General features: G+C 46.7%; 6 protein-coding genes. 4 read left to right on the top strand and 2 right to left on the bottom strand.

Going from position 1 to position 12,803, the window contains the following annotated elements:
• Positions 1-13 precede the first annotated feature (13 nt).
• The 3 genes from L4D12_RS08880 to L4D12_RS08870 all read left to right on the top strand — a co-directional run bounded on the left by L4D12_RS08880 (position 14) and on the right by L4D12_RS08870 (position 8,802).
• Positions 14-3,142 carry a chondroitinase family polysaccharide lyase gene (locus L4D12_RS08880; RefSeq protein WP_428447473.1) on the top strand — a complete coding sequence of 1,043 codons (3,129 nt, stop codon included), beginning with the start codon at positions 14-16 and terminating at the stop codon, positions 3,140-3,142.
• Between the two features lie 75 nt (positions 3,143-3,217).
• Positions 3,218-6,232, top strand: coding sequence for a chondroitinase family polysaccharide lyase (locus tag L4D12_RS08875; protein ID WP_428447472.1), 3,015 nt, complete (start codon positions 3,218-3,220; stop codon positions 6,230-6,232).
• Positions 6,233-6,495: 263 nt separating this feature from the next.
• The gene (locus L4D12_RS08870; protein ID WP_428447471.1) at positions 6,496-8,802 is read left to right on the top strand and encodes a hypothetical protein; all 2,307 of its coding nucleotides are present in this window, start codon (positions 6,496-6,498) and stop codon (positions 8,800-8,802) included.
• A 377-nt stretch (positions 8,803-9,179) separates the two neighbouring features.
• Here L4D12_RS08870 and L4D12_RS08865 read toward each other — a convergent pair whose 3' ends face one another.
• A complete protein-coding gene (locus tag L4D12_RS08865; RefSeq protein ID WP_428447470.1) occupies positions 9,180-9,899 on the bottom strand; it encodes a DUF6250 domain-containing protein in 720 nt (239 codons plus the stop codon).
• A gap of 70 nt (positions 9,900-9,969) precedes the next feature.
• Positions 9,970-11,520 carry a sulfatase-like hydrolase/transferase gene (locus L4D12_RS08860; protein ID WP_428447469.1) on the bottom strand — a complete coding sequence of 517 codons (1,551 nt, stop codon included), beginning with the start codon at positions 11,518-11,520 and terminating at the stop codon, positions 9,970-9,972.
• A 447-nt stretch (positions 11,521-11,967) separates the two neighbouring features.
• Here L4D12_RS08860 and agaR point away from each other — a divergent pair, with 447 nt between their 5' ends.
• On the top strand, positions 11,968-12,744 hold the full coding sequence (agaR, locus tag L4D12_RS08855) for a transcriptional repressor AgaR (RefSeq protein WP_428447468.1): 777 nt from the start codon (positions 11,968-11,970) through the stop codon (positions 12,742-12,744).
• Positions 12,745-12,803: the final 59 nt, after the last annotated feature.

Genomic DNA, 12,803 nt, shown 5'->3' with positions numbered 1-12,803 from the left:
TGTGGAATTTAGCATGAAAAATAAATCGTTAATGGTATTAGCGTTGGCCGTTGGTGCGGCTCTGCATGGTCCTGCGTATGCGCAGGCTGCCGATATATTCGATCAGTCTTCCTATCGTCAGCCTGGCGGGGCAATGTACTTTTTCGAGCATGGGATGCCAGACACCATTACTGCATCATCAGAGAGTGAGATCACGATTGAGTCACGCTTTAGTAAAGATGGCAAACAGAGCCTCGCTTGGGCATTTCAGCCAGAAAGCACATTAACTTTCACACAAGATATTGGTTACAAAACATTTGTTGCTAACAATGTTGACCAGTCTCAAAGCACGTTCTCAACATGGATTTACAACCAGCACGCACAAGCTGGCACGATGCACTTTGCTTTTTTGGTCAAGGGGCAGGAAAAAGTCTGGTTTGATATCAACATGGATTTCTCCGGTTGGCGCCAGTTATTGATTCCATTCTCTGATATGGAAGGGCAGGCCGACGAGCAGATGGATCAGCTTGTTATTCGTCCTGGAGAGGGCTTGGATTCGGGCGCGATCTATTTGGATCAGCTAATGACCAGTATTCCTGTTGACCCTCGCTGGCCAACCCGTGATGCTGTTGTCCCTTATATCAATCTGGCGGCTGATGTTGCGCCTAACCGTCACTGGCTGGCCCTGTATCGTTATCATCAATTTTTACAGCCACAGATGGGTGTAACAGCGGATCAAGCGCTACCGTCATCCCAAGACATCACCAATATTGGTAAAAAGCTGGATAGCTTTATTCTTGATGGCGTGAGTAAAAAGCGCGTCACTGCCGACAAACTACAGGCATTCAATGCTCAGTATGACAGTTATCAACTCAGCCAGCAGGATGGGGTTGTTACGGGTTTGCCTCTGGATAACGGTAACCGCCTAAAGACCTTCCTAGATAAAGGTGTGAATAAAGGACTGCTCAATGATGAGGGGTTCAACACTGTTTTTGATGTGAAGATGCTACGTAATTATGGCGATTTTATGCTGGAACTGGCAGTTGCCATGCGAGCCAATTTGACATCACAGCAGCAGCGTGATCTTGAGACCATGTACCTTAACCTGACGCGTTATGCATTAGCGCAAGGGTATACGGCAGGCAGTGGTTTGGGTACAGCGCACCATATGGGATATACCTTGAGGGCGTTGTTCCAAGCGCATTATCTGAGTCGTGATCTGCTTAATGCCAACGACTTGGCTGATGATGTCAGTAATATGATGGCTTGGTTCTCTGGTACAGGGCGGATGTACCGCCCAGTCGAAGAGATGACAAACTTCAACGTTGATATCATGAATACTCAGCTGCGCGGCATGCTGTATAGCGTATTAATGCAGCCTGAAGCCCAGCGGCAGCAAGCGTGGTTAGCCCAGTTTAGTTTCTGGTTGTCTCAGTCTATCACTCACTCTGATGGTCTAGGGGGCGGGTTTAAAGCGGACGGTTCGGTATTCCACCATGCCCAGCATTACCCGGCTTATGCCAAAGGTGCGCTAAAAGGGCTGACGCCAGTTATTGAAGCGTTAAGTCGCACTCCTTTTGCTGTAACGCCGCAAGCTCACCAAACGGTTAAGCATGCGACCGCGATGACCGAAGTCTACAGTAATGACCAACTGACATTGATGTCGGTGACAGGTCGTCACCCTGATGGCGTTCAGTCGATTGAACTGACACCGTTCCAACATATGGCGATGGCCGGCTCTCCTGATGGCAGTGAGGCGATTGACCGTGATATGGCATCAGCCTATTTACGCATGGTCGATAAAAACGATGCCTTCAGTCGTCAGCTGAAACAAGCTGGCATTGAAGCGGGAGTTGCGCCACAAGGTAATTGGGTCATGAATTTGGCCAGTATGAACATTCAGCGCCGGGATAACTGGGTCGCAGCCGTGCGCGGCTTTAGCCGTTATTTGGTGAGTCATGAAAGTTATGCCAATGCCAACCGTTATGGTCGTTATATCAATTATGGCCAGTTGGAAGTGATGGGGGCCGACGGAGAATCACGCGCCTTCAGTCATGATGGCTGGAACTGGAATCGTTGGCCGGGAACGACGGCGGTTCAAGTGCCTTATGCCGCCCTCAATGCGCAGTTGCGCAATGTTGATACGTTCAGCGGGCTGGAAGAAATGCTGATGTCGGAGCAAACCTATGCTGGTGGTGTGGGCAATGGTGACAACGGTATGTATGCCATGATTTTGCAAGGGCACCCTAAGTATGATGCTAGCTTCAAGGCCAATAAGTCGGTCTTTTTCTTTGATAACCGTATCGTTGCTTTAGGCTCTGGGATCCAAACTGAGGTGAGTGATTACCCGACCCAAACAACATTATTCCAACATGCAATTCGCACTGATAGTGACACAATGACCGTGAATGGGCAGCCATTTAGCGGATCAGCGGTAACGGTGAAGGCAGGGGCTGGTGGCTATGTTCAGTTGGCTGATCCTGACGGTAATACGTATTTTGTACCAGCATCTAACCATGTCAAAACCTCACAACAAGAGCAGCAATCGGTACATCAGAAAAACAGTTCAGCCACTTCTGGCGCATTTGCGACGGCGGTGATTGACCATGGTCAAGGGCCTAAAAATGGTCACTATGAATATGCGGTTCTGGTTGCACCTAATGCGGACCAGGTAACGGCCTTTACTCGCCAATTGGCGGAGCAAACGGCAGCACCGTATACCGTTGTGCAGCAAGATAATACCGCACACGTGGTTCAGGATCGTCAAAGCGCGACTACGAGCTATGCGGTGTTTGCACCTAAAGCAACCTTCGATGAAGGAGTGATTGCCGACGTTGCAGAGCCTGCCATGATCATGGCTGCAGAGCAGCCTGAAGGGCTACTGCTTTCATTGGTTAACCCGGATCTGAACCTTTATCAGGGGCGTGATGCAAGCCAGTACGACAGTAATGGTGTGCAGAAAGAAGTCAGTATTTATTCGCGTAAGTGGAAGGATAACCTGTCACAGCCCGTTGCTAATCAGCTGACCCTACGTGGTGAATGGCAAGCCCATTCTGCATTGCCAAAAGGTGTCAAGCTTTCATCAACGAAGAATGGCATGACGGTGGTGAGTTTCTCGACGGTCAATGCAGACACACTTCAAGTTTTACTGACTCATAAATAGGAATCGAGGTGGCGAGAAGCGAGCTTCTCGCCATAGCAGGCCCAAATGTGGCGTGTGATGAATAAGGAATATGGCATGAATGTAAAGTGTAATACCACCTTGCTGGCAGCAGCGATTTCATTGGTATTGTCAGGTAATGTACTGGCTGCAAAAGATGTTACTCAAGATAAAAATGCAAAAGAAACGGCTGCTGTTGAGGTCGTGAAAGAGAATCCGCTACAGGCGCAAATCATTTCGTTTGAAGGCGAGACATTACCGAAATTTGTATCAACACCTGCGGCTGGCTCGATCGCGCTGAGTGACAAGCGTGCGATGAATGGTAGTCAGTCACTGGTATGGCAATGGCAGCCTGATGCGCCACTGAAGCTGGATACTGAGTTTCGTTATTATACCCCGAAACAAGCGTTTGAGACCTTTGGTCGACAGTCGTCAACCGTGTTCTCAACCTGGGTCTACAATGAAAAGCCAAGTGATGGAGAGTTAGAGTTCCAATTTGGATCTGGCGTTAATAGCCGGTTTACGATGAAGCTGGATTTCACCGGGTGGCGTTCCGCGGGTCTGGCTTTCCATCGTGATATGCAGGGTATGCCTGCTGCTAAAATGCAGGGACTGACCATTACACCTAAAGGGATGACGGAAGGTGGTGAGTTATATATTGACCGAGTCATGGTGAGTATCGATGATATTCGCTATCAATGGTCAGATGATCTGGTGAAGGCGAATATTACCGTACCAGAAATTGACTACGGCTTACCTGAACAACTACCTGAAGTGACCCCTGAAGAGCTGGCGTCTCTAGCGAAGATTAAGCAAGAGTTGATTGAATACCATGTTGGCGATATTAAGGCCAGTAAGAAGGTATTGAAAGATATCCGCAAAGAATATCGCTCATACAAACTGAGCAAAAAAGACGGTGTCATTAATGGTGTCCACATCGTCACCAAAGGGCAGCTAAGTATTTACCAAAAAGCACACCTTGCTAAGGCCGATAAGCAACGCGTCAATGCTTATGTGGATTTGCGTAAGTACGTAGAGTTAATGGAAAAAATAGCCAGAGTGTGGCACGTGTCCGACAATGAGACGGTACGTAATGAGCTACGTGATAAGTATCTTCTGATGTCTGAGCACTTATTGGATCAGGGATATCAGCATGGCAGTTCGCTGGTCGCGACTCACCACTGGGGCTACGGGTCTCGGAGTTGGTATGCTTCAATGCTGCTAATGGAAGAGCCGCTGCGAGAAGCTGGCCTGTTGAAGCCTATTCATGAATCCTTGCTGTGGTATTCACGTGAGTTCAAAGAACGCGGTTTTGACATGCGAGTCGGGCCAATGAGCTCGGATATGGACTATTACAATACGTTAGCCCGTGCACATATGATCATGTTGCTGCTGGAAGAGAATGATCAAGAACGTGTGGCATTGATGCACAAATTTGGTCAATTTATTTCCGGTAACATGTCGCAGACCCCTGTCGGTTATGCCGATGGTTTCCGTCCTGACGGCACGGCTTTCCGTCATAAAGGTAACTACCCTGGTTATTCGTTTGCCGCTTTTAATTCTGCCGCGCATGTAGCTTATTTACTGCGTGGTACACCTTATGAGTTATCTGAGCCAGCCAGACAGTACTTGAAAGAAGTTATGTTAGCGGCTCGCATTTACAGTAATCCTAACCCCGGGGTCGGTACCAATGGTCGCCGACCATTCTTTGGTATTTCAATCGATAAAATTGCAATGGGTTATCGCTGGCTAACATTGGCGGGCACTAATGACAATGGACCCGATCAGGAGTTAGCAAAAGCGTATTTACGGATCAGTGGTGAAAAGCCTGAAGGGTTTGCCAAAGAGCTTGGTCAGGTTGTTGAGCCGGAAGCGCATCCGCAAGGCGCGTATAGCTATAACTATGCCGCGATGGGAATCCATCGTTACGATGACAAGATGGTCACCATGAAAGGGTGGAACCGCTATGTCTGGTCATCAGAGATATACAACAATGCCAACCGCTATGGACGCTACCAGAGTCACGGCAGTGTCCAGATCCAGAAGTGGGGTGATGAGAAAGACTACGGTTTTGATCAAAACGGCTGGGATTGGAATAGGATGCCAGGCGCAACCACCATTCACCTGCCTTGGAAATGGTTGGATGCTCCTCGTAAACACACCACGATGTTAACCAATAATGTTCGGTTCAATGGTTCAACAAATCTGGATGGGCGTTATGGTGCCTTTGGTTTTACGCTGGAGAATCCGAGTCGTTGGCCTGAGTTTATTGACCCATCGTTTGTGGCTAAGAAATCCGTATTCAGTTTTGATAATCGCTTGGTGTTGGTGGGAAGCAATATCTCCAATAGCCGGGATGAATATCCAACCGAAACGACGTTGTTCCAGTATGGTCTGACGGATAAAACCCAACAGTTGATGATCAATGGTGAACGTATTGATGCGTTCCCGTTTGAAGCGGAATTGGTCCCTGGCGACTGGGTTATCGATGGAATGGGGAACGGATATTATGTGGTGAAGGGTGGAAAGATTGAGGTAAGACGCCAGCATCAGGAGTCTCGTCACAATATCACCAAAGAGCCGACATTTGGCAACATGGTATCGGCATGGATCAGCCATGGTAATGCACCGTCAAATGCTGAATATGAGTACATCATCCTGTTAGATGCGACACCAGAAAAAATGACGCAGCTGGCCTCGTCAATGAAGACAGAGGCGGATAAACCGTATGAGATTATTCGCAAAGACAGCACCGCACATATTGTTCATGACAAGCAGAGCGGTGTGACCGGATACACGGCTTATAAGTTTGTACGTACTTCTGATAAGTGGGTGCGCGCGATAAGTACATCGTCAGTGGTTATGGCCAAAGAAGAGGCTGGTAAGCTGACGTTAAGTGTGGCTAACCCGGATCTGAATATGGAGAAAGATACTTTAAGCCGAGAGGTGCCGGTGTCTGTCACTCTTAATGGCGCATGGACGATGCAAAGCCCTAATGATCTCATTGCGGTTAAACAAAAAGGTACGAAAACGGTCGTGACCTTCAAATGTAAAGACGGTTTGCCAATTCAGGCTGTGCTGAATAAAGCGTAATTACTGCTGTTTTGAAGCGCCCAAAAGGGCGCTTTTTTTTTATTTGTCTTTCGTTTCAATTTTCTTTTCTTTTCTTTCGCTTTTGCGATCACAAAAGCAAAAGTGAAAGGTTAATCAACTGACGTTTTCGTAATATAGTTAATTGAAAGATATTGAAGAGTATCGAAAGTTTATTATAGCAAGGAACGAAAAGTTAGCCCTCCTCGCCAATAATAGGAACCGGCGCGAATGGACTATTCACTTCCCAACAGAAAGAGAAAGTTATGAATGTAAAACACTCTACCTTGGCTCTGGCTATTACCGCCTTATTGGCCGGTTGTGGGGCCGAAGACAATAACCAGCTAGACACTAATATTAAAAATCTTCCTATCGTTTCAGGTATGGAGACCCCTCCTCTTTATGCTGGTATGCCTGTTGACGGTGTGGGCACGTATTATGACCCAAATCCTCAGCAGCGCCCTGATGGCGGTTCTGTTTACCTGTGGCGTAACGACCAGGGTCAAGAGCTGGGTAATAACCGAAAGTTCATTCCAAGTTTTGATGCATTAGATCAACAACAGAAAATTCAGTTCTGTATGATTCCGGTTGCGCTGGAAGACGGCAAGCAAGTGATTGGTCGTGAAGCGTGTGGTGATCTTGCTTCAGTGCAGGAGCCGTTAATGACGCCGCCAGAGGTTGAACAAATTTCGGTGATTGATCCTGTCACGGGCGAGCCCATGCTAGGTGTAGCCGTTGAAGTAGGTGATCAGCTAAAAGCAAATTCAACCTATACTGCGGGGGTCGAGGTTGATGAAACCAAGGTGCTTTATTCATGGCGTGCATCAAAAACAGCGGGTTATACAACCGCTCCGCTGGGCACTGTCTTAGAGAATGAAAATGAGCCCGTATTAACGCTTAAGGCTGCCGAGACCGAAGGTAATTTTATTCAATCTTGTGTAACACCAGTTACGGCTGAATTACAGCATGGCAGAGCGGCTTGTTCAGATGCCATTGGCCCAATTGCTGCGAAAGTGGGTTCAGCGCCTGTTGCAGCTGATATCACATTAGGTGGTCATTCAATTGTTGGTGCATCGCTTGTTGGTCGCTATACCTATACAGATAAAGATGGGGATCAACAGAGTGGGACGACAATAGAGTGGTTACGTGGTGCGACGGTTGTGCACACTGAGACGGTGAGCGGTGAAACCTCGCGTCATAGTTATACACCAGTGCCTGACGACATTGGCCAGACTCTTTCATTCTGTGTAACACCTCGATCTGCAACAGGCTTACCGAAAGAGGGTGTTCAGAGCTGTGTTGACTCTGACGTGATTGTTGAAAACTCAGCAACGCCACCGACAGCAGATAAAGTCTCTATTTCAGCGCAAGGTATCGCGACGCCAGGAAAAATTATTACCGGTAATTACACCTACGCCCAAACAGACAGCCCAATGGTCGGAGAAGGTGAGTCTTTGGTTGAGTGGCGAATGGGTAATAATGATAAACCGCTAAAAGCTTGTTCTGTCTATGAGGCTGATTGTACCGATTACTCGCTGACATCCGCTGAATTACATCAGACGGACGGCGTGACATTCTGTATCCAGCCGGTGACTGAAACGGGTAAACCCGCCGTTGATTTCAGCTGTTCTGAGCCAGTTATCGTCAGCGGCGTAAAACTGTCAGGCAAACTGGAATATAATCAAACATTGACGACTGAGCGCTTTGGTGCGTTTGCAGGTTTAACCAATGCACAGATGAGCTGGCGCGTAGACACAACGGTTGCTGGCGTTTCTGTTGACGGTGAAACGCGTAACGATGTCGCGACCGGTGAATCTTATACAATCGGTACAAATAGCAGCAATATCACGACAGATAATGATTGGTATGCGCTTGCTGGTACCGCTCCTGCAACAGATGCCCGTCATTTTGTCGGTAAACAAATCGAGTTTTGTGCCAAGCCAGACGGTAGCGATATTTACTGTGTAAATGCAGCAACAGAGCAAGGTGTTAACGGCGGTCTTGACATTAGCAGTACCGTACGTGCGATTGAACCTGTACGTACGATTACTTTTAATGGCAGTGATGCGACTGTTGAGTATCATCGTCCATTGACCGCTTATGAATATTCGACATTGACGGGCAAAAACGGCTCAGGTACGTATATTTCTAATGGCATTGAATGGCAATTAGTGACTAGTGATAAGAGTAGCCCAGTTGTTGAGTCAGTGGCGTTATGTCAGGCATTAGGTGCGACATGGGGTGTACCGGGGAACTATTTTGGCAGTGGTTATGAGGCAAATACATTTGCTGGCAAGGGAAACCCCGATGTGAATAGCAAAAACACCACGCTATCGAGTTTCCGTGTCGCGATGTTTGGTACAGATACGGCAGAGCTCGTTGAGTCATCACCTGTCTTTGGCTGGCCTTATGGCACCAATGATCAGGCTTATGTCAGTGCTTCAGAGCAGACTAAGAGCAAGAAACTGCACATTGCTAAATTCCATTACACACTTGATGAGAAAGGCAAAGCGAAATCGGCCGTTATTGCTCAAACTGTGCCATCGATGGTGATGTGTGCCAGCTTAAAATAAGCGTTTCATTAACCATATAAAACCCGCTCCGGCGGGTTTTTTTGTACCTGTTATTGGCAGGAATGATGAAATGGAAGGTGCATGAACATATCAATCTAAATCATTACGTGATCATACTTGTGCAAGTATCTGAGCACTGACTTATTTTTGTGGGTATTAGAATGCGTAAGCGGTCATGCAGCATACGCTCTGAAGCCTGAAGCCTGAAGCCTGAAGCCTGAAGCCAGTGAAAGTGAGAAGTATGGTGTTTGATGGTGTGGGGATAGGGGTGAAAAAGCGGCAGACAATGCTGCCGCTGTTCTTGCAAAACGTTAAATACTTGAGTGTGATAAAAGAGAGTCTTTATGTCTTAACGTTTATGCAAAGTAAAAGTTGTATTACATATCAAGCGAGTAAACTTTAAAATTATCAACGGCCAAGTGGCTCTTCCAGGTACGGAAACCAAACTTACCCGACTTGAATAACTCTTTGTCGTTAATTTCATACAGTTTGTTGTTGTTACTGTAGACCAAGACTTGATCATCAAGGTTAATAATTTTGATGTTAGTCGGTTGGTTGGGAATATTCATGAATTGCTTTGCAGTCACATCGTATTCAGGCAGTAGTGGGCGAGAGCCATCACCTGGGTAGCGACGAAAACGTGTGGTTGAGTTGTCGTTAGCGCCGTAACCGACATAGTAAAGACGCATTGGATCATACTTACGCATATCGCCCCCACGCCATTCTGACTTGGCGAAAAAGTCAGTACTGCCTGGCTCTTGGGCCATCCAGAAGAAGTTGAGATCGGTACCGCGATCGTTAGGACCGCCTTTAACGACGACCGTGCCTTCAAATTCAATGACTGATGGCGTTTGAATATCATGCTTGAACCAGACAGTCACACCGGCACCGTCATCAATATCAAGGGCTTCTTGTTTGACTTCTACTGTAGAAGCGTCTGTTTTTTCCACTACCCACTGTGTCATGCCTTGGCTGAAGTCATCGCTATATAGCAGTGTGCCGTGATCGGCCAGTAGTTTTTCAGGATCACCAATGGCTGCAGCAGGAAGACTGATACCCAGCGCAGTAACCATTGCAACCAGTGTAAGTTTATTCATGATGTTCTCTCTAATGTTTACGTTCGAATGATAAAAAATACGCTCCCAACCAGTGTTGAGAGCGTAAGAATTAAGTAAAGCCGTTCAGGACGCTGGAAGGCACTTCTGCAGGGCGCCATGGATCGCCAGTATGTTCTAGCCATGGCATAAGCTCTTCTTCAATCAGCTTATGGATAAGGGCTTCATTACCTTCGGCGATATTGGACATTTGATACGGGTCGACTTGGTTATCATGCAATACATAGGTGAGTGGTTTACCTATTTTGCGATCAACCATCAGGGTGTAGCGATCAGTTCGGATCCCGCGGCGACCATATGATTGCGCACCGTATGGGAAGAATGTATATAGCTGAGAGGTTGGACGAATGTCACCTGCTTCACCGTGTAGCGTTTTAGCAAAGTTACTGCCTTCGACGGTATCAGGAATATTCTCTTCCATGCCCATCAAGCCAAACATGGTCGGGAAGATGTCAGGCGCGGAGAACAACAGGTTATCTTGGCGTGGTGACAGTTTGCCCGGCCAGCGGAACATCATCGGGATCCGCATTGATTCGTCATAGTGTACGTTTTTGGTTGGGTTGCCATTTGAACCCAGACAGCAACCGTGATCCGAGAAGAAAACAACCAAGGTATCTTCAGCTAAATTCAGGCGATCAAGCTCGTCAACAATACGGCCAAACTGCTCATCAACGCCGTTGATCATCGCCATGTACTCTTTAAAGTACTTTGGACCATACCCTTCTTGGTAGTCTTTATCCCAATTCACATTCGGACGAATGTTGAGTGACTCTGATGTTTCGCCACTGAAGCGATCAAGGTATTTCTGCGGTACCTGATCATACGGCGAGTGTGGCGGGTTCATCGAAACAACGAGTGTAAATGGCTTGTCACTGTCGCGGTACTGGCCGTTTTCATTGCGCAGGTATTTGATTGCGATATCGGCTTCATGCTCCGGGCTCCACTGATTAATCTGCAGCGGTTTATCCCGCGGCGTATCATTGGTCCAGTAAATAGGGTTCATGTGCAGATCATAGGTGCCGTAAGAGTACCAGAAGTCAAAGCCATGACGACGGTCAGGGGCTGTCCAGTCATTCCAGTAACGGCCTTCCATTGGGTTGTTATAACTTGGTACGAAAGGCGCTTCAGGGGCATCAAGGTGCCACTTGCCAATGTAGCCCATGCTATAGCCCTGCTGTTTCATGATATCAGACCATGTCAGCGTGTTTTTTTTCAGCTCGATCCCAAAGTCTTTACCACCGAAATTCCCCGGCATTGCCGTATGGCTGTTACCTTGGATCCCGTTTCGATATGGGTATTGCCCAGTCATGAGCATGCCTCTAAACGGGGTACAAAGCGGGAAGTTAGAGACAGCCTGATCCAACACAACACTCTGCTTCGCAAACTTATTGAGGTGAGGGGTTAATGATGGGTCTTGGTTCATAAACCCTAATGATTGAGTACGAAACTCATCCGGGAAAATGATTAATAAGTTAGGCTGTTTTGTCGCGGCTTTAGGTTCATCAGACGGTATTACACGACTGAATGAGCTGCAAGCTGGAGTAACAGCGACCGCACCTGTGACAGCAATACCTTTTAAAAGGTCACGGCGTGATAAAGACATGAAAGGTCTCCTTAAAATGTGCCATTGTTTGCATAGCAATCTGTGATATATGTCGTAAAAGAAATTAAAATTGTTTCTTTTGTTTACGTTTTATCGTTTGTATTGGTGATATCGTAAATTATCGAAAGCAATGTTGCTAGGGTATAGATCACAAAAGAAAGTTAAGTCTGTCATATACTTTCAAAGTGAAACTGTTTTCGTTTTGCTTTGTTGGTTGATTTACGATAAATTCTTTTATTAGGTGATTTGCTACAAGCTTGATGATTATTGGCCTTTCATTGTCAAGATAAAGCAAATATTCGAAAGTATATGTAAATTTACCCCCTACCTAACGAAAGTATGTGAAAGAGATCGCAAGTTTTGATTCTCTCTGTTGTGCCTTTTGTTTTTGATTGTAAGCTTAACTCGAAACCAAACGTAAGCTTGGTTTCATCAGGAGACTAAATAATGAAAAGTGCTGTCGAAAGGCGAATGGAAATTGTCAACGTGGTTAACCAAGATGGTAAAGCCCGTGTCGAGGACCTAGCTTCGAGATTTAGTGTCTCCAGTGTCACTATTCGCAGTGACCTCAGTTTTTTGGAAAAGAATGGTTATGTTGTGCGTTCGCACGGTGCCGCGATTCCAAATACGGGTGTTATTGCTGAGTTAACAGTTCATGAAAAGCGTCGACACAACGCAGGCTTAAAAAGCGTGCTTGGACAAGCTGCTGCTGAACTGATTAAAGATGGTGACACAGTCATTCTGGATTCGGGAACGACTACACGTGAAATAGCCTCAAGCATGGCAAATGTTGACGATGTAGTGGTAATGACCAATGGTCTGGATGTGGCTATGGAGTTGTCATCAAAGCCAGGAATAGAGGTATTGATGACCGGTGGTGTACTTCGGAAGAATGCACTGTCTTTTTCGGGTTCACAGGCCGAGAACGGGTTGAAAAATTACCGTTTTGATAAAGTGTTCTTGGGCGTGGACGGATTTGACCTCAGGTCAGGAATTACAACACACAACGAGCAGGAAGCCAGTCTTAACCGCTTAATGTGTGATATTTCTGAACATGTCGTTGCCATTGCTGACTCCAGCAAATTTGGCAAACGCAGCTGCTATATGATTCGCGAGTTTGGTCATATTGATACGCTTGTGACTGATTCTGGTATCCCAGAAGAGTACTTGCAAGGCTTGCATGACATGAAAGTGAATGTGGTTATTGTCGAAAAGGCAGACTAAATCGTTGTACATGATCATGTGTTAACTCCATAGCCGCATATCAAATGTTGATTGTGGAG

The organism is Photobacterium nomapromontoriensis, assembly GCF_050336815.1.
In the GTDB taxonomy this organism is placed as follows: domain Bacteria; phylum Pseudomonadota; class Gammaproteobacteria; order Enterobacterales; family Vibrionaceae; genus Photobacterium; species Photobacterium nomapromontoriensis.
Note: the sequence above shows the minus strand (reverse complement) of the source record. Positions and strands in the feature narration are given on the sequence as shown.

Bases quoted from the DNA above. Each gene is read 5' to 3' on its own strand.
- L4D12_RS08860 (WP_428447469.1), bottom strand. From the start codon at position 11,520: ATGTCTTTATCACGCCGTGACCTTTTAAAAGGTATTGCTGTCACAGGT.
- L4D12_RS08875 (WP_428447472.1), top strand. From the start codon at position 3,218: ATGAATGTAAAGTGTAATACCACCTTGCTGGCAGCAGCGATTTCATTG.
- agaR (WP_428447468.1), top strand. From the start codon at position 11,968: ATGAAAAGTGCTGTCGAAAGGCGAATGGAAATTGTCAACGTGGTTAAC.
- L4D12_RS08880 (WP_428447473.1), top strand. From the start codon at position 14: ATGAAAAATAAATCGTTAATGGTATTAGCGTTGGCCGTTGGTGCGGCT.
- L4D12_RS08870 (WP_428447471.1), top strand. From the start codon at position 6,496: ATGAATGTAAAACACTCTACCTTGGCTCTGGCTATTACCGCCTTATTG.
- L4D12_RS08865 (WP_428447470.1), bottom strand. From the start codon at position 9,899: ATGAATAAACTTACACTGGTTGCAATGGTTACTGCGCTGGGTATCAGT.